This is a genomic window from Legionella stuttgartensis (genome assembly GCF_977063405.2).
This window is the reverse complement of the sequence record NZ_CDRUHA020000108.1, coordinates 161120-181392: the sequence shown is the minus strand read 5'-3', so window position 1 is coordinate 181392 and position 20273 is coordinate 161120. Positions and strand designations below refer to the sequence as shown.

Sequence of the window (20273 nt, the reverse complement as noted above, 5' to 3'; positions counted from 1 at the left end):
ATTCTGATTTTGTTCATTGAATAAGTGTTAATTTTGCCTGGCTAGGATTTAATATGATCACACTGTATACTAATTGATTTTTGATCGGAATTTATCTATGCCTAAAAAATTGAAAACAACCATTGCAAGAAATCGAAAAGAAAAAAGGGAGGTTTCATTTCCCGTAAAATTCAAATCGAATCAAATACATGAGAGTTCATTCTTTTCAAAAAAATGGAAAAAAGAAGCTGATAACTTGAGAATATTAAAGAAATTAATACAAAGTCTTGGTATTGAAAACATGTCGGCTGAAAACTATATTCCCTCTACAGTAGACCAGCCAGAGCTAGTTCAAGTAATGCCAGTTAATTTATTAAAAGAGTTTGGTGGTCAAGGATTATATACTCAAATCGATATTCCAGTTGGCACATGTTTAGGGGAATATACTGGAGAACTATATCCGACAACAACCTCATTTAAAAAATATGTAGAGGAAACCTTGGGGGCAGATTGGAGTTATGCAATGACTTTGGGGTATAAAGTCATTGATGGGAAAGATAAAGGGAATTTTACGCGATATATCAACTTTTCTGATGCTCAGGCCAATGTTGAATTTCGAGAAGATGTAATAAATGGTATAAAATGCGTCAAAGTAATTACTACAAAAGATATTCCTAAAGGGAAACAGCTTCTGGTTGATTATAATTGTTACGATGAGCGAGCTTCCAAGGAATTTTTTTTTCTTAGTCCAGAGGACAGCTGGCGATCCTCACAGGAAGTGCTTGACCTTAAAGCAAGTGCATATCGATTCTATATAATGCAAACAGCGCTTCCTTTATTAAAGTTAAAGGAAAAAGATGGTTTGTATGTCACTAAAATTGGTGAAGCCATTTTTTCTGGTAAACAACTACCACTAGACCAAAAAAAGGTTATCCAAGATGATATTAATCTTCCTTTTCTTAAAACAGACTTAAAAGGAAAGGTACTGGACTTTAATCAGACTGATTCATTTACTGCATTGATGTTGGCCAGTTATTTAGGGCAAGTAGAAAATGTGAAATGGTTGGTTACGAATCATGCCAACATAGATCAACAACAAAACCATTCCGGAAATTGTGCATTATTTTTTGCATTATCGGGTTATGAAGCTTCTGAGACAATAAAGCAACAACAGGTATACATGGATGTTTTGTGTTTTCTGATTGAATCACAAGCAAATATCTTCGTTCACGATAGAGAAGATAAAACGTTTCTCCATAAGGCAATTGATACTCTTTCTTTAAGGGATTTCAAAGTACTAATGGGCCATATTGTAGGGCAAAAACAGTTCAATCCTGAAGAAGTATTAGACTATATTGATAAAAATGATCAGGATATTTTCGTGTATTGTCTTGCGAATAGAGATTTTGAAAAAGCGTCTGTTTTACTTGGACTTTGCTCTGATTATTTCAGAACGGATTATTTTAATTATGGCAGCAAATATGAAGAGAAAATCGGTAAAGATTTATTAATAAAATTAATAAATGAGTTTGATCAAGATGAAAAAGGCGCACTATTAACACTTTTAACTAGTCCTAAATTGAAATTGGACGTAGACTTTATTGATTCACTGAATTTAAGCAAAGAGAAAAAACTCTCCTGGCCAAAGTAAGGCAATAATGATAGCCCGGATGTCGTGTGTAATCCGGGCGAATACTCATATCGGAGATAAGATGTTTTCCTGCGGTCTTCTTTTTTCGGCTTCAATCAAACTATGTGTATCCACTCCCATTTTTTTAAAACTATCCCCGGGGGAATTGTTATATAAATCATAGTATCTCCATATAAGGCCAAATAATTGCCGGGTGTATCATAAACATTCAAAAATCACATTTCTATGTCATGAAATTTATTGCGCTTACTTTCATTTCGAGTACTATACTTTATTAAAATCTGGTGCCTAACTCTTAGGGAAAAGAAAATGAAACCCCGCACATATGCTTGTATATCTGCCTTAAGTTTCCTGATAAGTACTTCTGCTTTTGCTTTTGAAGGCCACGGCGTCGGAGGCGGCTACCATGGTGCGCCACCCCCCAATACCGGCTATCACAATGGCTATGATGAAAATTACAACAATTATCATAATAATAATGGATGGTATGGGGGAAGTGTAAATGTGAATACCTGGGGTGATGGGGTTTTGTACGATGATGATTTGAATGATAACACGGATGAGGTTGTTGGGGTGCCGGATGAAGGTTATTATGATCCTTCGTGTCAAACTATAGATGATTGTAGTACAGGTACTTGTGCGTTGGTAAATACATGTGATCAAGAATAATTATATGAATAAAAAAACATATCAATGGGCAGTAATCGGTGCGGGGCCTTCAGGGATCGCCGCAGTGGGAAAATTATTAGACAATGGAGTTTCGCCAGAACATATTTTATGGTGTGATCCTTATTTTAAAGTCGGAGATCTGGGTCTGTATTGGCGAAATGTTTCAAGTAATACTAAGGTCAAATTGTTTAAAAATTTTTTATTGGCAGTCCAATCTTTTCGATACCTAGAGGCTCCCGATTTTCAATTAAATCATCTGCCTATAGAAGAAACATGTACCTTGAGATATGTGGTTGAGCCTCTACAGTGGATTTCAGATCATTTTGTGCAAAAAGTCCAAGCAGTAAAAACAACAATCCATAATATGTTTTTATCAAAGCGTTTATGGTCTTTGTGTTCAGACTCACAAACCTACCAAGCTAAAAATGTAATATTGGCAACAGGTGCCTTGCCTTCAGCTTTAAATTATCCAGGCCTTAAAGTAATTCCTTTTGATATAGCAATTGATAAAGAAAAGCTCTCTTCTGTAGCTCGGCGTGATGAAACTTATGGTGTATTTGGCTCCTCACACTCTGCAATTATTATTTTAAAACATCTTGTAGAGCTTGATGTTAAAAAGATCATCAATTTTTACCGGTCTCCTTGCAGTTATGCGATTGATATGGGTGAGTGGATTCTTTTTGATAATACTGGACTAAAAGGACAGAGCGCTGCCTGGGCTCGAGAACACATCGATGGTGTTCTACCTCCTAATTTGGTGCGATACAATGTCAGCGAACCCAACATTGCTCGTTTTTTACCTGAATGTGACCAAGTAATTTATGCGGTAGGTTTTGAGCAACGTAAAAGCATTGTTATTGGTGATTATGAATATTCTCGCCACAATCCCTATGTAGGAATAATTGGTCCAGGGTTATTTGGTCTAGGTATTGCATATCCAGAAACTAAAGCGGACACGTACGGTAACGTAGAGTCTCAAGTAGGTTTATGGAAGTTTATGGTATACCTTAACAAAGTGATGCCCATTTGGTTGAAGTATCCCACTTAAATTTAGTTGAGACCAAAGATACTGATCCCTGAACTACAAGGATCAGTTCGTCAATTTAGTTCACTAGGTGCACTTAACTTTCAAAATTATATTTTTTCCTTGCTAATACGCTTTTCAATCTGAGCAACACCTACTAATATAGATCGTTTTATAATGAAGAAAAAATAATCATGCAAAGAATAGCTTTATTATTCTGTTTTTTAATAGGAATATTTATTTGGCCTAATAATGCAGAATGTGCGCTCGAGCGTGATTTTCAATCTTGGTTTAATATCACAGCTATTGGAAAAACTCATAGTGAAAATAAAATACTAGGGCGTGTACGGTATTGGTTAGAAGGGCAGCAGCGCTTTGGTGACGATAGTAGCCGCTTCACACAGACATTATTTCGCCCAGGAATAGGTTATGCGTTAACAGATAATCTTAGTATATGGCTGGGCTATGCATGGATCTATACAGGCATACCTTTTACCCCTAACCCATTTGAGGAAGATCGTATTTGGCAGCAGCTTTTATGGACCAAAACCAATCGATATTTGACCTTTACTAGTCGAACGCGCACAGAACAGCGATTTTTAGAAAATAACCCTAAAACAGCGTACCGATTTAGGCAACTTATTAAAGTTTCGGTTCCACTCAAACAATATGCCAATTTTAGTTTTGTCACTAGCGATGAACTATTTCTTCATAAGAATAATTTTGTAGGTAGAAACAGTAGTGGTTTTGATCAGAATCGATTTTTTGTGGGCTTGGGTTATAAAATAAATCCGAAAGCTACTACTGAAATTGGCTATATGAATCAATACATTCGACGTTTTGGGGTTCCCAATTTTCTAACGGATATTGTATCCATCAACTTTTTACTGAGTTTATAAAGCGAGATTTATGAAGTTCATTTTATTATAATTTCAGAATGAAGTTTAAGTAAAAAACCCGCAAGTAATTTCTTAAACATCATCCTGATGGAGGGATATTTAATGACCACCGCCAGGCCCACCTGTGCCGCCGGTCCCGCCCGCACCACCAATTCCCCCATACCCTGTTTGTTTGGTGTGAGCTGCTTCTCCGTCTCCGGCTTGTTGTGTATGACATCCAAATATCAAGGAAGATAAAAGTAATAATAATGTAATTCGTCTCATGCATGTCCTTATTGCGTTTAAAGTTTTAGTAATTTCACTTAAGCATTATAACTATTTTTATGATTGGAAAAATAGATATTTAATCTATACGAATCGTCAATCAGAAAATGGTCCTCTCAAGAAATGAGATAATATCTTGTTTTAAAAGTATGGATTATATATCTTCGATATTTGTTTGATGTAAACGATAATGCCAAAATTTCGGAAAGGCCAAACAACAAGCTGCCACACCTATAACGCATAATATACCACCTGATATTAACGCAGCAGGAATGCTAAAACTGGCAGCAATAAACCCAGCACGTGTATCACCTAATTTAGGCCCGCTTAAATAACTGATCATTTCAATTCCAGCTAATCGCCCACGATATTCTGTTGGAATTGTATTATTCCACAACGTAGTTCGAAATATTCCGCTTATCGCATCAAAAGCTCCAGAGAGTGCTAAGAAAAACAGCACAAACCAAAGGGAGTTTGATAAACCAAACCCAATGATGGATACGCCCCACAAGGCTGCGGCAATGGCAATGGCTCGGCCATCATGATTTATTTTTGAAGTCCAGCCACTGAAAAATGAAACAATCAATGCTCCTAAAGCTGGTGCAGAATAAAGTAGACCTAAAGTTTTGGCTCCACCTAGAGACTGGGCTATGGCAGGAAGCAAAGAGTTTGGCCATGCAAAAACCATTGCGATAAAATCGATAATATAGCTACCCATTAATTCTTGCCGATTAAAGGCAAAAGAAATTCCTTGTTTTAGAGAAGATAAAATGGAGGGATGTTCCTGCACGAGAGGTCTAGGTATAGTATGGATTCTGATTAAAGCAATTAATGATAGAAAAAAAGTCATTAAGTCGATAAAGAATGTGATCACAATGCCATAGTGAGCAATAATAAGCCCAGAAAGAGCTGGGGCAATAATCATACAAAAACTGAATTTGAATGTAGCCAGAGCTCCTACCTTTTTGTAATCATTGGGGTTAACAATTTGTTGTATAACACTGTCATATGCAGGACGATGTAATCCGGTAATTGCTGACATCGAAGCCGAAACGATAAAAATGAGACTCAGAGAAGGAGACGTTTGATAGGAGTTAAGTGCAAGCAGGCAGCATCCTACGGCAAGAAGTAACTCACTGATAATCAATAAACCTCGCCGATTGTAGCGATCGGCAAATACCCCACCAATTAATGCGGTGATTAATAGCGGTAATAACTGAGCTAAACTTAGTAATCCGACTGCGAGGGTCGATTGGGTAATTTGATAAATTTGATAGGGTAGCGCAACATTGCTGATCATAGTACCGATAAATGAAATGAATTGCCCCAAATAGAGTAATCTGAAATCACGATTTTTTTTAAGCAGGGAAAGGTCTAGGAACGAGCTCATTTCGAATATCCAAAGGTGGTTAAGCAGCCGAGTAATATGGAGGTAATAAAAGGAAGATTTTATGCTTTTTAATTGATTCAGTACAGTACAGAAGCCCTAAAAGATAATTATCAACAGATTTCTCTAAGATAATTCAGAATCATTATCTTTATTATTTTGTTCTTTATTTTGAATCAACAATGGTTCAATGAAGCTAAGTGAAGTGGAGTAGGTCATCGAGATTTTTTCTTTATCAAGTGCTTTTTTAATGGTTGTGAGCACCTCATCAAGTGAGCGACGTTGCTGACTAGGTTCGGGATTTGTCCACCAATATATAGTGAAATCAATTCCATTAGAGGAAAAAGAAACAACATATACTTGAATATATTTATCTTTAGAAACAGTCTTACATCGGTCCATTGCTTTTTCAATAACAGATCGAGCTTTTTCCACATCAGTGCTGAAATCAACACTACAGTTAATTTTTACACGTCTTAGTTTTGTATCGGTAAATACTTGCACTGTACTCGTATATATTTTCGAATTGGGGACAAATAGCCGGGTACCATCTGTTTTGCGCAGATGGGTATTTTGCACAGAGATGCGTTGAACATAGCCTTTCTGTGAGTCAATGCTAATAAAGTCCCCAATGCTGAATGGTTCTCTGAGTAATAAAATGATGCCTGTAAAAAAGTTTTCAAAAGTATTCCTGAATGCTAAGCCGATAGCAACAGAGGTTAATCCTAAAGTGGCTAAAATATTTGCAGTGGTAACTGATGGGATTAAGATGGCTGTAATAATTAATATCCCTATAAACCATACAATGATAATAGTTAATTTATGAAAAATTGTTACTAAATTGGCGCGAATTGCCATTCTAGGCAAAAACGAACTTACAAGACGACTGATCAATTTCGCAGCAAAATAGGTTATTATTGCAAAAAAAATTGCAAAAATGATGTTAGGAATCAGAGCAATAATGTTTTGCGCAAATTTATTTAGAGTTTTTAGAATAAGCTCTAAATAGTTCATGTCGAATTTCCTTATTCTATCTTAATTAATATGTATATAGTTAAATCCGAACTGTTGATTTTAGTGTAGCAAAAAATCCGAAAAGAAAGTAATAAGTACAATCTGTATAATCTTTTGAAATAATACGATTTGTTGTGTGAGGCACATGAAACTTAGGTCAACACATTATAATTGTGCCGTTATCTCCTCGCTTTCTTTTTTTAATTCATATAGGATATGAGTGAACTACTCTATTGTTATATAAGGAATTATGGCGATAATACGACAAGATCCCAAGTCAAAAGCTTCAAGAAGAGTGTCTTTTGCCAGTTTTGTTGGAACTACAATTGAATGGTATGATTTCTATCTCTTTGGGACTGCCTCCGCTTTATTTTTTAATATTCTTTTTTTCCCTAAAATTAGTCCCATCGCTGGAATTATGGCTGCCTATGCGACTTATGCAGTCGGTTTTTTTGCCAGACCCCTTGGAGGGCTTATTTTTGGTCACTTTGGGGATAGGATAAGCAGAAAGAAAATGCTTGTTTTTACTCTATGTCTTATGGGAGGCTCTACATTTTTAATTGGATTACTTCCTACTTATGAGCAGATAGGACTGTTCGCACCGTTTTTACTGGTGATTTTGCGCTGCATTCAAGGAATCGCAGTGGGTGGTGAGTGGGCTGGCGCCGTTGTGATGTCTGCTGAGATGAGTCGAGAAAAAGAAAGAGGGTTTTATTCAAGTTGGCCAAACTCAGGGGCTCCTTTTGGATTAGTCATTTCCATCGCAATATTCCTCGTATTTTCCGCACTACCCAAGGAGCAATTTTTATCTTGGGGATGGCGTATTCCTTTTTTACTTAGTTTCATTGTTGTTCTTGTTGGCCTCTATATTCGTTTGCAGATTATGGAAAGCAAGATTTTTATTGAGGCAACAAAACATAAGCGCCCTCCAAAGACTCCTGCTTTAGAAATGCTACGATCTCACTTTAGGAACTTCTTATTGGCAATCGGAGCGCGTTTAATTGAAAGTGCTTCATTTTACGTTCTAACTGTTTTTATCTTAAGCTATGGAACATTTGAACTGCATATCTCGAAATCAATTCTTCTCTATGCAGTGATGGTGGGAGCTATTTTTGAAACTTTTTTGATTCCTTATTTTGGTTCACTTTCTGATAGAATAGGAAGGCGTCCGGTTTATATTACAGGTGCTTTATTAATGGCTTTATTTGCATTTCCATTCTTTTGGTTATTGCAAACAAAAAATCCAGTATTGATTTTCTTTGCTGTAAATTTTGGAATGTGTATTCCCCATGCAATGATGCATGGCGCTCAGGGTGCATTTTATTCAGAACTTTTTAAAACACGTATTCGTTACAGTGGAACAGCAATTGCATATCATTTATCCGCTGCATTCTCTGGTGGATTAGCTCCATTGATTGCTACTGGTCTAGTAGAATGGGCTCATGGAGATACTTGGCCAGTGTCGGTATATCTCATTATTATGGCTGTGATTACTATAATCAGTGTTTATTTATCTGTAGAAAGGGCACAAAAAGATATTTCGGCTTAATTTATGAAGATTAAATGGGCTTTGCTTTACCCATTTTTCAATGAAGATATTCTTCCAGATTATGAAGTAATAAGGTGCTGCCTTTACTCGTAAAAATACCGAGAAATTGTTGCAAATAAATGTCGCTTATCATGAAAGATTCTAAATATATTTTAGATAAAGCCATGTGATCCGATATTTTTTGCAGTTTCTTCTGGTAAAAACTTGTTAAGCGTTATTAAAAATTTATTAGGAATTTCTTTATATTCCGGGAATATGTGTTGATAATAAGAAAGGTCCTCAATAGTCTGACTCACCGTATTTTTAATGTACTCCTTGACATACTCTTTATCTTCGAACAAACCCATCTGGCGCTTTAAATTTGATAAAATATTCAGTACATGCTGTTGGTATGCCTCAATCAATTGGTGAACACTGGAGTTCATCTCAAATAAATTAAGGCCTAATGTGCATCTTCGAATAGCGGAGTCCAACCTAACTACATTTCCATTCCAATAATCATTGTAGCGTTCTTCAAATGTAGAATTTTCGAATTTCATATAAAACCTTTTCCGGTATGCGATTAATCTCGGAAAATATTTTATATTAAATACAAATAATGTCTATAAAATAACCAATAGCAAAGAAAATGGTTTTTAATTATATAAAAAAGATAAAAGCGTGTTTGAGGCTGGAGCTAACGGTTATTTAATATTCATTTTTTAATGTCTCTTTAGAAGACATAACATCTTCCCATAAATCTCGAATAAAGTCGGAATCTTCTAACTCATGTATCGTAACAGCTGGGGGCAGAAGGGGGTTCACGTCTGCAAAATGATTTTTTACTACTTCTCCGTTTAGAAAGTCTTTTAAATCAGTTACATAAGCGATAATGCGTTCTTCGGGTAAGCGTTCGATAATGGCTTCATATTTTTTTACAAAATGAGAAACTTGCTTAGGTGATTCTTCTGGATTTAAATCGACTAAATGATCTACTAGGGGCTCGTATAAAGAAGATAACTCTATAACTCGTTCTGCTACTCCTACAATAAGCCCACTTGTTCCATTTTCAACTTCCTTGTCTTTTAGAAAGCTTGTAAATAAAACATCGAGGACAACTGTTCCTCCATAGGTAATAAGTGGTTTGTTACCTGAGATGTATTTTGCGAGTGCTTCAATGGTTACCCTGTCGAAATTTCCTCTTATTGGTAAGCCATTATCAGGAAAAGTGCCATGAATTCTATAATAGGGGACATTATGATCTATTGTTGAGGCTAATTTGCTAATAACCTGTGGTTTGGTTTTAAAAAAACTGAGGAATTGTTTTCCAATACTCATACCACCACTCCGGATAAATAAAAATACTTCAATAATCGAAATTGATTAAAGTAGAGTGCGTATTTTCGATGTCACCATGTACTAATTATAGACATTATTTGGCTTTGCAAAAAAAATGAAAAACAAAGTGAACTGTCCTATCATCCAATTTATTCCATTTGATCTCTAGATTGTAATAAATCCTGTATAGGTTGAGGCAGTATCGAACGCATTTTATGTGTTATCTGTGCCTCATTTTTTTGCCAAATAATTCCTAAGTAAATAATGGCGAAGCCGATAGCAGTCAAAGCGACAGGGAATAAGTAACTGAAATTAAATACCCGGAATGCTAAATATCCTAGATAGCAACAGGTACCTAAAGCACCAAATATTACAAATACTTTTCTATTTAAAATTACCCCAATTAAGATCAGTAAGAGATTAATACATAGATATATAAATTTAGACAGTTCACTATCTGAATGTTGGGCACTTAGACCTCCCCAAAAGGTCATAACTCCAAATATATACAACCAGAAAGCATAGTCTGCTGATTGGCTTGAGCGAACGTCCACCCAAAATGCAATTAATATGGTAATTATTCCAAAATACATAGAAACCATAGCACTTAGTTCATAGGTATAAGTATCTGGAGCAATCATGGAAGTAAGATCCATAGACATGTACCAAAGAGTAACTGCAATGGGCATAATCATAAAGGGGTAGCGATAGAGCCATGCCATTATAATTCCAACGATAAGAGTTCCAAGCTCCATAAAGATCCAGTTCCATTTGACATAGGCATGATAGTCTTGATAAACCGTATTATCTGGTGGCCACCAACCCATACCTTGTTGTAGTCCGTAGATAGCAAGCGGGGTAAGGCAAATTACAAAGGTTGCACATATTCCTGCCGGTATTTTATAACCCGTATCATGTAACTTGTGAGTCAGCGCGATACCTAGAATGGAATAGCACAATGAGAGAAATAAAATTCCCCAGCCTCCATACATTTCCCATCCTAAATTCATGAATATTGTCATAGCACCTATGGCTATAAGCCCACCTAAATAGTAAAGAACATTCGTTAAATTAAATCCTGGGCTTTGTTCGGGGAGGTTTTTTATGAATTCAATTAAATCATTGGCTTGTTTTTCAGAGATAATATTAGCCTCAATGGCTTTATTCATCATATGCCGGGAAATTTTCATCATATCTCCATAGATGTGGAATTGTTCTCCAATAGTAAAATTATAGCTAGACGAATGAAAACAAGGGTGTTTTTTTCTAATTTATTTGATCTAAGAACATTAATTGAGATTATTCCCAAAAGATTTAACGTTCAGGGAAGTGTGCTCACAATCGAACTTATGATTCTGCGTAAAAAATTAAACGGCAGGATTCTTTGTGGAAAACATAATCGATTTATCAAATCTTAATAAGGCAGGAATAATTTGACTGCTATTTTCACATTGGAGTTTTTTTCTTATATGTTCAAAATTCTTGTCTACCGTACGTTTTGAAATTTCTAGTATGCTGGCTATGCGAGGCAAACTGAAACCAAAATAATATAGGTAAATAATTTCCTTCTCTTTATGAGTCAGTTTTTTACATGCTAAAAAGCTAAATGGCAACTGCGTAAAATCAAAGGTTTTATCAAAAAATTCAGATAATGATTGCGATTTATTCGCGTAACTTAATATTTTATTATGTAAATTGAGTGTTGGGGATTTTTTATTTTCAAAAATTTCATTCACTTTTATCGTGAGGTCTTTGGGTAATATTAATAAATTTTCTTTACTTAAGAGCCTACGACATTTATTTGTTATGTCTTCACAAACTTTATCTAATATACCTAAATTATTTAATATAAAATTATTTGACTTAATTGGATCAGAAGTAGAAGCGAGAGTAACTATTTCTGTAGAAAATTTATTAGGGGTATTATTTCTTTTTATAAAATCATAAAAAAAAGTGTAGCCCCGGGCTGTCACAACTCCTTTCAGTTTATCATCTAATAAATTATCTCCGACAATGCTGGAGACATAATATTCATGATCCAGTATCTCAATATCACTTAGTATTTGCTCTGCGTAGAGCTCATTATGAAAAAAATCACTTAATAAATATTGCTCCGACATGACCTGGAAATAGTTACCATTTAAGTCATAATACATGTAACCCCAATTACAAATGGGTGATTCATCGAAAAGATGATGGTAGGCCTTATCGAGCCAACCTGTATACATTTTCATTTTATAAAACTGAAGCATGTCAATCCCTATACTCTTTGATCAAATTATAGCCTCAATTGGAACATATAATTAACAAAAGTGTGATTTAAAAAAACTTAGAACAAAATTGAGCATAATTGTTCCATAAGTGCCTCAAAATTAGTCTAAAATGAAAAGTAAATAGATAAGGAAGTCTCATGCATCTAAAAGCAATTTTAGTTTGCCTCTTATGCTCAATGCATTTGTTTGCGCAACCTGTACTTATTGGTACATCAGACTCAGGCCCTCCTTTTAAAATGTTATTAAAAGATAAAGCCCATTTTTATGGTTTTGAAATCGATCTTATTAAGGAAATCTGTCAACGTGCAGAACTAGATTGTCATTTCACGAGCATAACTTTCAATGATTTATTTAATAAAGTACAAGATGGTCAAGTTGACTTGGCAGTAGGTTCGATTGTTATTACTACTGAGAGGGAAAAAAACTTTCTTTTCAGTTTGCCTTATCTTATTGGTGGTGGGCAATATGCAACCAAAGCCTCCAGTTCAGTTAAAGAAATTAATGATATCCATGGCAAAATTGTGGGAGTAGAAAAGGGAACTGTTTTCAAGGCTTGGATTTCATCGCAATTTGGTGATTCAGCTCAAGTGCAAGAATATAATACTCTAAATGAGGTATTGCAGGCACTCAATAACGAAGAGGTCGATGTAGCTTTGTTCGATAAGGGTGTGGTTGAGTTTTGGCTTGCTAATAGTAGTGGGGGACTTAGAGTGGTCGGGGCTCCAATTGGTGCAGGTTATGGGTTTATGGCTAATAAAAACCATAGGGATCTCATTGATACCATCAACAAATATCTTATTGAATTAGAAAATGATGGGACTTATTTGAAGTTATACCGACGTTATTTTTAATAATAATTACTACTATTTGTAACGTGAAACATTCTATTGGTTCTATTAAAGTTCGGTAGGCTCAATTGAAAGGAAGGATTCTCTCTAATTCATTGACCCAACCTTAACTTATCATTGGATTGAACAATTTTTCGGGGATTCTTTCTCTTGCTCCAGTTCAGCACCGGGTGTTTTTTCTTGTTTTGGGATTATTTGTAATGTTTTTTTGAGTATATCTAGCATTGCTCCTAGGTTAGCTTTTCGTCCTGCCTTTAATTGCTCTGGACTTATATTGCTCTGAGATTAATCTGCTGTTAAGTTATTGCAGACTATAAATGTATCTCTTTTTTTTGAATTTCGCTTAAACTGTCGCTAGACGAAAGCTTTCTATTATTAAGTCATGATTAAGCTAATTTAGCTAAACAAATGTTATTCACGATTATATTGGAATGAGCCGAATAAATATTTTTATTGGCTTGAGTGATGAGCCGAATAGGTCTATTATTAAAATCAAATAATGAGCCGAATAAAATGATTAATTGGCTCACAAAGGTATAACATATGAATAACACCAATATAGAATGGATTTGGCAATCCGTAGATTGGCCAAAATTTCATTGGCAAGATGCGATTATACAGCCTTTGCTACGAGAAGTACGATTAAAGCAGGGGATTCTCATAGGCAAAACTGGGGCGGTAACGGAAGATATCTCTTTAGAATCGGCTCTGGATACTTTATTACAAAATATTATTGCTTCTTCAGCAATTGAAGGGGAACAATTGAATGAACAATCTGTTCGTTCTTCGCTTGCAAAACGCATTGGATTGCATTTAAAGCAACCTTATCCGACCACTGAGCGCTCGGAAGGTTTAGCACAAATGATGTTGGATGCCATTTATAATTTAAACACACCTTTATCACTAGAGCGCCTACTCCAATGGCATAAATGGTTATTTCCTGATAATACACAGTCTTTGTTATATCCAATCAAAGCAGGACATCTACGAGGTGAAGAGCCTATGCAGGTTGTTTCTGGGCGTATCGATAATCCTACTGTGCATTATGAAGCACCACCAAAAGCACAATTGGAAAAAGAATTATCTGCGTTTACCGATTGGTTTAACCAAAGCGCGAAGGAGTTAACATTTGATCCATTATTAAGAGCAGCGATTACCCATTTTTGGTTTATAACACTACATCCATTCGAAGATGGCAACGGGCGGATCACACGAGCTCTAACCGATTTGGCTTTAGCGCAAGAGGATAAGCAGAGTATCCGCTTATACGCTATGTCGGCCACCATTCTTGCTCATCGTAATGATTATTATCAAATATTAGAACAAAGTCAGCGCCAGACTACAGATATAACATTATGGCTCTCTTGGTTTTTAAAAACTCTAGAAAATAGTATTCAAACTGCAATCAATAAGATTGACCAAACCCTTGCTAAAAGTCGTTTTTGGCAAACTTTTCAGGAGTGTGAGCTCTCCAAGGAACAAATAAAAATTATTAATCTGATGTTCGATAATGGAGATAAAGCGTTCGAACATGGAATAAGTGCAGCACAATATAAGAAAATTACCAAAGTAAGTAAGGCTACAGCGACTAGGCATCTTGCGGATTTGCTAGAGAAAGGGTGTATTGAAAAATTGCCTGGAGGAGGGCGGAGTACTCGATACCAAATTAAGACAAAGTTGATGAAGTAAGATGGGCTAGATACGGCTATGTGCTTATATTTGGCCCCGTAGGTTTGAGAGTCTCTGTCGCATCTGAGGATAATGCTCTGAGACCTTGCATTTTTTCTCTGTAATCTTGTTGAAGTTGGGTACTTTTCTCAGCATCTTTTAACTCATAAGATAATTTATCTAAAGCTTTAACTGCATGATTTAAAGCCTTTTTAGTTTTGCTGAAATAGCCAAACTCATCATTTTTTTCCATTCCCTCGATCATGCTTATTAATTGTTTCCGTACTGTATCTACACCGCCTTTATCTTTTTTACCAACAATCTCAATGTTTTGTAAAATAATATTTAAATGCTGTAATTTATCATTTAATTTCTCTACTTCACGGTGCTGAGGTCCGTATTTTATTGATGCTTTGTTTTTATCTGCTTCAACTATCTTCTTTCGTATATTAATTTCTTCTTTTGCTATAGCGAGATCCATCTCTGCTGAAGTATTTATTAGGGAACCAAACTTAAACTCTTTAATATAATCCTGTAATGATACTCGTTTCTGCCCTGGTGCAAAGATTTCATCTCCGCTGGACCACCCTTGGAACACTCTTTTTGAAACTAAAATGGTCCCTTTATCATCGGGCTTTGCATCAATCCAATGATGAGAACCTTCTGGATCTTCTTTCTTTAGTACCAGATCATTGGTGATAATCATTCTTAGATTGTCTTTACTATGACTTGTAAACCATTTTTCTGCTAATTTTGATCCCCATTGCCCGAAATTAAATCCTTTTTTCCCATAGGCCTTGGATTCAGGAATTTCAGTATTATTCAAATCAAGAGGATTTGGTGGGTCTCCCTCGGGGAAATTTGACGTTTTCCAGGCTCTTCTTGTTCCCATAAATGTAACAACTTTTCGAAATAAAGATGAGTCTTCACCATCAACTCGGCAAAATATGGGCTTTGTATTAGGTAATTTTTCAATGTCCTTAAGTAATTTTGGACCTCTTGCTGGATTAAGATTAGATGAAAACGTTTCGGGGATGACTACACCGAGTAATGGCAAACCACTGGTATCCGAGGGGGTAACCAAGACTGCCTCCCGCACTCTATCTTTGACATCCTCCAAGATACTACTTTTTGAGTGTAAATCTGAAATACCTGTATATCCTTTATTATTTGCAGCCTGAATTACTAATTTTCTCATTTGAGAGACTTCTCGAATAACACCACCATCAACAGATACCACATCATTTCCAGATGTATCACCTTCTATTTTAGGAAGAAGTTCTGTTGATTTCTCTACAGCCGCTTTAGCGGCAAATGACTTTCCACTACCAGAGGGACCTGCAACAATAACAACAGGACGTTGTGTCCATTTCTCTCCTTCATAATGGGTGGTCGATGTTCTAAAAACTGCATTCATGTATTCAGTACTGTTCATCTCCTCTTCTAATGCTTTTTTATACAACTCAACACCATCTTTACCGAGAAACTTCTCCATTGAAATAGTAGCCCGGTCGGGATTAGTTTCTCGTGTTTTGGGATCTCCGCCATATTTGCCATCTTTTGAAGCATTTTTTTCTGCAATCAATTTTATAAGCTGTTTTCTAAAGAAGGTAGGATCATTGACTTCTTCTTTGTCCTCATCAATTGGAATACCGTGTTCTTGCTTATATTGCTTAACTTTATCTTCATACTTAAGTTTATATTCAACAATCCCGTCATAAAGTTTTTCTGTACTTTCTGATGAAAGACGAGAAGCTACAAAATGACTATCTATTTCCTTTTGATTCGTATCAGCATTGCTTGGAGATGACGATTTATAATTCCCAATCTGTGCCATTAGCTGCTCAGATTGAGTTTCCTTGTCAACTTTATTGAAACTCATAATTTGCTCCACCTCAAAGTTACTTGCTTGGAATCGATTATTAACATCTTTTATTAATTATAGTTTACGATTAGGGGGTGATCTATTTTTGCTCAGTTTGAAGTATGGGGCTGAGTTCTATTTCACTCAATTAAAGAACATTTAATGATCAGTAAGTTATTTATTTGTCCTATAATTATCTTAATTTCATTTAAAATGATCCAACATCATGCGCCAAAGTTTTTTTAGGATGAAGGAATCCAAGACCTCTAAAGAGGATTCTCTAAAACGATTTTTTAATCATTTCCCCGAAAATGAATTTTGGCGATTTTTTGTGGAACGAACGCGATATGATTTTAGACCAGAGTTATATCGAAAATTGTTTGCTAAAATGAACGGGATATCTGAAGAAAATGCAAAAAAAATCCCAGTTTCTGAAATTGAAGATCTTGTAAAGGACATCACGATAGGTCAAGTATACCAGCTTGTAGACCAATTGGGTGACCACGAGGCTTTAACTGCCCTAAACAATTTATTTCATGCTCAAAATAGAAAAGATGAGCGCATTGCTTCACTTTTTAATAAACATCAAGGTTGGCTGGGATTTGAAGATAATGAACCAGGCTATTTATTTAATGTCACTAAAGGATTTTGTTTTGTTGTTGAAAATGTATTGTCTGGAGAACCCTTTACCTTAGATTTCATTAAGGATCTGCATAAAACCAGTACTCAAGGGGTGAAAAATATGTTGGCTCAAATCTCGGGTGAATTTCGCAGTAGGGGCGCTTCATGGCAAATGGATTCTAAAATGGATTCACTCGAAGGATTAATCGAAACGATTGATTATCTAAAATCAGTAGAGACCAAAATGGGAACCGCAGGTCTCGATATTTATATACAAAGTAAGGATGGGGATGAAGATATCTCGAGTTTCCTCACTGAAGATACTCATTTACTAGCTAATAAAATATGGAATGCGTTAAAGGATGGAGCGATTATTTACTATAATGCTCGAGAAAAAAAAGAGGTTGATTCAAGTAAGTTTCTACATAGCGTATGTTCAGAGCATATTCATGAGTTAGAGGACACATTAGAAAAGGCTGAAACCAAAAAAGAGAAATTGACTGCAATTTTTACTTACTTAAAGCATGATGTATTACATCATCCCTTCCAAGATGGGGTTGGTCGCACCTATTCCATGCTTTTATTACAATACTTATTAATGCGTGAAAATCTTTTGCCCGTTTTAATTGTTAATTCAAATATTATTCCAGGCTATTCCGTAAGAGAGCTTGTAGACGAGTATTTACGAGCAGAAAAAGAAATGGAGAAAATCCTGGATTTTCCACACTATATTTCAAGTGAAGAAATGGTAACCCCTAATGTTGATACAGCAGAGCTTTTATCACGTCTGAGTAGTGAGGAAGCAGCCACTTTTGCCGATGCGCTCTCTCAGTTTCAGGAAGTAAAAGGGCATTATTTGGAATGGAATAAAACACGAGAATATGAGAGTTCCTCATTTCGGTATGATCAAACTTAGCTATAGAGCCGTCATCGGGGTACGAACTATTTTAGACTATACTAAGTAGATATAAACAATCAATTTTTGGAGTGCAAAAACTGATTCGGCTTGGAAATTTATTGTTCTCACACAGTAACACTCATGGAAGGCTAGTGATATGAGAATGAGATTGGAAACGATTGTTCATCAAGGAGTTGATATAACCGGTCATTATCTAGCTCCCCAACAACAGTATAAAGTATTTCGCCATCAAGGATTCGTATATGCTGTCAGGTATGACGATAATCCACCTAAAGCGACGGAATACATTGCGATGTGGCGGAGTCATAACAAAGAATCAGCTCATTCAAGAGTCCCTTTAGATAAAGGCTTGCAAGGAGTAGTGTTTACAAAAACAAAAGATAAAGCTGCTAAACATTTTAAAACGAGCTATCAAGATGACGATCCTTTAAAAAACTTGCACGATTCTCAAGAAATGAATCTGAAACTTTTAAATCAAAAATTTGATCTGCACCACCTTAAAATTGATAAACATTTCATTATCGGTTTACATAATAATAAAAGGGCATTGGATAAAAAGTTAGATAGGGAACATGCTCATATTGAATATATTATGCCTAAAATAGAGGAAACTCAGCATATAAATGATGATTCATTAATTCAATTTATTCATGCACTAAAAATAGCAAACGAGCATGGGTATGCGCATCCAGACTATTGCCTTTCTCCCTATCATACGAGTTTTCAAAATGAATTTTATACCGAAGATGGTATTAAACTCTTTGATCTGGATATGGGGCTTCACGAATTTTCCTCGTCTGATTTTTCCACGGATCAAAATGCTGTATATTCACGAGATCAATGGTTATTGGTATATAACCATAAAAAACAAGCAACGCCACATTGGCGTGAAGATAGTCAAACCTGGTATATGAAAAATCCAGGTAAAGCTTTATCGGAGCATCCTGTAGAACTTCTTGACCTTGTTTCGGATGGCACAATTTTATTGCCACCCGATATTGTCAAAGATTTGGAAAAACAAGCCTCACTTTTACCTCCAAAACCTAAAACCTCTTCTCCTTTTATTTCCGCGGTAAAGAAGGGCGACCTCAAGAGTGTACAACAATTAATCGCACTAGAGGGTTCTAGGGCGGAATCCAAAGAACATCGACCTCTTAAAGAGGAGTTCGATCAAGCACTCATCCTTGCAGCGAAACATAATCATATCGATATTGTAAAAGAATTACTTTCAGCTGGTGCAGATGTTAATGCGAAAGAAAATGAATATAACGCCATGCGATTTGCGATTGAAAACACAAATATACCTCTGGTAAAAGTCTTGCTAAGAGCAGGAGCAAATTCAGAGTTTCTTCTCGAAAAAATTGAGGATTGGGACAGTATGGCATTTCGAGAGATATTACATGAGGTAGGGCTTAATCAAGCTGGGGACGCATTACTAACATTAGTCGAAAACCATAATTTTGGTATGGTGCGAAAATTAGTAACAGCTGACCCTAAATGTCTTTTTATAAATCATGTTGGAGAGTCTCAAAAAACACCACTGATGTTGGCAGCTGAAAAGGGGGATAAAAGAACTGTAAAACTGTTACTTAGAGCAGGTGCGGATGATTCATTACGAGATGCAAATGGAAAAACTGCAGAGGAATTGGCTATGCCGTCGGTTCAATTTAATACATTACTTGCCGAAGTATTAGACGAAAAAAAGGGTGCGTATAGGCAAAAATGCATGCAGAAATTAACTCAGATATATGCATGCCGATTTAATGATGATGTAGGAATGACTGAGTTTATTCGCGCTAAAAAAACAGCAATAGCAAATTGCACAAATTTAAACGAGTTAGTTCAGCTTCATAAAAATTTAAATGATATCTATAAGCAATTAAAACCTGTATCAGATGCCCTAAAAACAACACTCACGGATCTTTCCGCAAAAATGGAGTTTGGAGCGAGTGCTAAAGCAAAAAGTATTGAAGAGGCTCTGGTAAATGTTCCTGTGGAAGAACGAAACCTTGACTTTGATTACGAGTCTCCCGCTAAAAAAAGTTTCCCTGTTTTAGCGGAAATGGCAAGGCCTAGGGGATTTTGGGGCAAGCCTGGTGAAGTAGAGGTTGATAAAAAAAGTGGGGTGATCGTTGAAGATAAAGCGGCCAAAACGTATACAGAATTTAGAAAAACTATGGCAACCTTACGAAAAGTGAAAGATAATACTTTGTCTTCTGATTCTGATTTCTCGCCTTAAATCTACGTGTATATCCATAAAACGTATGTTGGGCCTTGACCAATTTTGCTAGCTCAAGCCAATCAATGAGAAAGTTCAGCCAAATAAA

At 35.9% G+C, this 20273-nt stretch carries 17 protein-coding genes; 9 read left to right on the top strand and 8 right to left on the bottom strand.

Going from position 1 to position 20273, the window contains the following annotated elements; genetic code table 11:
• Positions 1-97: 97 nt before the first annotated feature.
• From ankI to ACWTEW_RS34405, 4 genes are all read left to right on the top strand, one after another.
• Entirely contained in the window at positions 98-1630 is a 1533-nt protein-coding gene (gene ankI / locus ACWTEW_RS34420; RefSeq protein WP_454782484.1) for a Dot/Icm T4SS effector AnkI/LegAS4, read from the top strand.
• A 309-nt stretch (positions 1631-1939) separates the two neighbouring features.
• Entirely contained in the window at positions 1940-2299 is a 360-nt protein-coding gene (locus ACWTEW_RS34415; protein ID WP_454782483.1) for a hypothetical protein, read from the top strand.
• Positions 2300-2303: 4 nt separating this feature from the next.
• Positions 2304-3347 carry an FAD-dependent oxidoreductase gene (locus tag ACWTEW_RS34410; protein ID WP_454782482.1) on the top strand — a complete coding sequence of 348 codons (1044 nt, stop codon included), beginning with the start codon at positions 2304-2306 and terminating at the stop codon, positions 3345-3347.
• A gap of 170 nt (positions 3348-3517) precedes the next feature.
• On the top strand, positions 3518-4222 hold the full coding sequence (locus tag ACWTEW_RS34405) for a DUF2490 domain-containing protein (protein ID WP_454782481.1): 705 nt from the start codon (positions 3518-3520) through the stop codon (positions 4220-4222).
• Between the two features lie 99 nt (positions 4223-4321).
• Here the strand turns inward: ACWTEW_RS34405 and ACWTEW_RS34400 are convergent, their stop codons facing one another.
• The 3 genes from ACWTEW_RS34400 to ACWTEW_RS34390 all read right to left on the bottom strand — a co-directional run bounded on the left by ACWTEW_RS34400 (position 4322) and on the right by ACWTEW_RS34390 (position 6887).
• Complete coding sequence (locus tag ACWTEW_RS34400; RefSeq protein WP_454782480.1) at positions 4322-4486, bottom strand: hypothetical protein; 165 nt, start codon at positions 4484-4486, stop codon at positions 4322-4324.
• A 154-nt stretch (positions 4487-4640) separates the two neighbouring features.
• Positions 4641-5876 carry an MFS transporter gene (locus ACWTEW_RS34395; protein ID WP_454782479.1) on the bottom strand — a complete coding sequence of 412 codons (1236 nt, stop codon included), beginning with the start codon at positions 5874-5876 and terminating at the stop codon, positions 4641-4643.
• 123 nt (positions 5877-5999) lie between these two features.
• Positions 6000-6887, bottom strand: a complete 888-nt coding sequence (locus ACWTEW_RS34390; protein ID WP_454782478.1) for a mechanosensitive ion channel family protein — start codon at positions 6885-6887, stop codon at positions 6000-6002.
• A gap of 250 nt (positions 6888-7137) precedes the next feature.
• Here ACWTEW_RS34390 and ACWTEW_RS34385 point away from each other — a divergent pair, with 250 nt between their 5' ends.
• The gene (locus ACWTEW_RS34385; RefSeq protein WP_454782477.1) at positions 7138-8436 is read left to right on the top strand and encodes an MFS transporter; all 1299 of its coding nucleotides are present in this window, start codon (positions 7138-7140) and stop codon (positions 8434-8436) included.
• 152 nt (positions 8437-8588) lie between these two features.
• Here ACWTEW_RS34385 and ACWTEW_RS34380 read toward each other — a convergent pair whose 3' ends face one another.
• From ACWTEW_RS34380 to ACWTEW_RS34365, 4 genes are all read right to left on the bottom strand, one after another.
• On the bottom strand, positions 8589-8975 hold the full coding sequence (locus tag ACWTEW_RS34380; RefSeq protein WP_454782476.1) for a hypothetical protein: 387 nt from the start codon (positions 8973-8975) through the stop codon (positions 8589-8591).
• Positions 8976-9123: 148 nt separating this feature from the next.
• Positions 9124-9753, bottom strand: coding sequence for a hypothetical protein (locus ACWTEW_RS34375; RefSeq protein ID WP_454782475.1), 630 nt, complete (start codon positions 9751-9753; stop codon positions 9124-9126).
• Positions 9754-9902: 149 nt separating this feature from the next.
• A complete protein-coding gene (locus ACWTEW_RS34370) occupies positions 9903-10943 on the bottom strand; it encodes a DUF2157 domain-containing protein (RefSeq protein ID WP_454782586.1) in 1041 nt (346 codons plus the stop codon).
• Positions 10944-11120: 177 nt separating this feature from the next.
• Positions 11121-12005 (bottom strand): helix-turn-helix transcriptional regulator, encoded by an 885-nt coding sequence (locus ACWTEW_RS34365; protein WP_454782474.1) that lies wholly within the window; start codon positions 12003-12005, stop codon positions 11121-11123.
• A gap of 158 nt (positions 12006-12163) precedes the next feature.
• Here ACWTEW_RS34365 and ACWTEW_RS34360 point away from each other — a divergent pair, with 158 nt between their 5' ends.
• Both ACWTEW_RS34360 and ACWTEW_RS34355 read left to right on the top strand, forming a co-directional pair.
• A complete protein-coding gene (locus ACWTEW_RS34360; RefSeq protein WP_454782473.1) occupies positions 12164-12877 on the top strand; it encodes a transporter substrate-binding domain-containing protein in 714 nt (237 codons plus the stop codon).
• Positions 12878-13417: 540 nt separating this feature from the next.
• A complete protein-coding gene (locus ACWTEW_RS34355) occupies positions 13418-14563 on the top strand; it encodes a Fic family protein (RefSeq protein WP_454782472.1) in 1146 nt (381 codons plus the stop codon).
• Between the two features lie 16 nt (positions 14564-14579).
• Here the strand turns inward: ACWTEW_RS34355 and ACWTEW_RS34350 are convergent, their stop codons facing one another.
• The gene (locus ACWTEW_RS34350) at positions 14580-16424 is read right to left on the bottom strand and encodes a hypothetical protein (protein WP_454782471.1); all 1845 of its coding nucleotides are present in this window, start codon (positions 16422-16424) and stop codon (positions 14580-14582) included.
• Between the two features lie 208 nt (positions 16425-16632).
• On the opposite strand from ACWTEW_RS34350, the gene ACWTEW_RS34345 reads away from it, so the two are divergent.
• Together ACWTEW_RS34345 and ACWTEW_RS34340 are read left to right on the top strand one after the other, a co-directional pair.
• Positions 16633-17943 carry a hypothetical protein gene (locus tag ACWTEW_RS34345; protein WP_454782470.1) on the top strand — a complete coding sequence of 437 codons (1311 nt, stop codon included), beginning with the start codon at positions 16633-16635 and terminating at the stop codon, positions 17941-17943.
• A gap of 139 nt (positions 17944-18082) precedes the next feature.
• Positions 18083-20185 (top strand): ankyrin repeat domain-containing protein, encoded by a 2103-nt coding sequence (locus tag ACWTEW_RS34340; protein WP_454782469.1) that lies wholly within the window; start codon positions 18083-18085, stop codon positions 20183-20185.
• The last annotated feature ends 88 nt before the right edge of the window (positions 20186-20273 follow it).

What these genes read in the sequence shown, in the direction of transcription:
- ACWTEW_RS34395 (WP_454782479.1), bottom strand. Translation starts at nt 5,876, where the DNA reads ATGAGCTCGTTCCTAGACCTTTCCCTGCTTAAAAAAAATCGTGATTTC.
- ACWTEW_RS34410 (WP_454782482.1), top strand. Translation starts at nt 2,304, where the DNA reads ATGAATAAAAAAACATATCAATGGGCAGTAATCGGTGCGGGGCCTTCA.
- ACWTEW_RS34345 (WP_454782470.1), top strand. Translation starts at nt 16,633, where the DNA reads ATGCGCCAAAGTTTTTTTAGGATGAAGGAATCCAAGACCTCTAAAGAG.
- ACWTEW_RS34415 (WP_454782483.1), top strand. Translation starts at nt 1,940, where the DNA reads ATGAAACCCCGCACATATGCTTGTATATCTGCCTTAAGTTTCCTGATA.
- ACWTEW_RS34405 (WP_454782481.1), top strand. Translation starts at nt 3,518, where the DNA reads ATGCAAAGAATAGCTTTATTATTCTGTTTTTTAATAGGAATATTTATT.
- ACWTEW_RS34375 (WP_454782475.1), bottom strand. Translation starts at nt 9,753, where the DNA reads ATGAGTATTGGAAAACAATTCCTCAGTTTTTTTAAAACCAAACCACAG.
- ACWTEW_RS34385 (WP_454782477.1), top strand. Translation starts at nt 7,138, where the DNA reads ATGGCGATAATACGACAAGATCCCAAGTCAAAAGCTTCAAGAAGAGTG.
- ACWTEW_RS34380 (WP_454782476.1), bottom strand. Translation starts at nt 8,975, where the DNA reads ATGAAATTCGAAAATTCTACATTTGAAGAACGCTACAATGATTATTGG.
- ACWTEW_RS34350 (WP_454782471.1), bottom strand. Translation starts at nt 16,424, where the DNA reads ATGAGTTTCAATAAAGTTGACAAGGAAACTCAATCTGAGCAGCTAATG.
- ACWTEW_RS34370 (WP_454782586.1), bottom strand. Translation starts at nt 10,943, where the DNA reads ATGAAAATTTCCCGGCATATGATGAATAAAGCCATTGAGGCTAATATT.
- ACWTEW_RS34390 (WP_454782478.1), bottom strand. Translation starts at nt 6,887, where the DNA reads ATGAACTATTTAGAGCTTATTCTAAAAACTCTAAATAAATTTGCGCAA.
- ankI (WP_454782484.1), top strand. Translation starts at nt 98, where the DNA reads ATGCCTAAAAAATTGAAAACAACCATTGCAAGAAATCGAAAAGAAAAA.
- ACWTEW_RS34355 (WP_454782472.1), top strand. Translation starts at nt 13,418, where the DNA reads ATGAATAACACCAATATAGAATGGATTTGGCAATCCGTAGATTGGCCA.
- ACWTEW_RS34365 (WP_454782474.1), bottom strand. Translation starts at nt 12,005, where the DNA reads ATGCTTCAGTTTTATAAAATGAAAATGTATACAGGTTGGCTCGATAAG.
- ACWTEW_RS34400 (WP_454782480.1), bottom strand. Translation starts at nt 4,486, where the DNA reads ATGAGACGAATTACATTATTATTACTTTTATCTTCCTTGATATTTGGA.
- ACWTEW_RS34340 (WP_454782469.1), top strand. Translation starts at nt 18,083, where the DNA reads ATGAGAATGAGATTGGAAACGATTGTTCATCAAGGAGTTGATATAACC.
- ACWTEW_RS34360 (WP_454782473.1), top strand. Translation starts at nt 12,164, where the DNA reads ATGCATCTAAAAGCAATTTTAGTTTGCCTCTTATGCTCAATGCATTTG.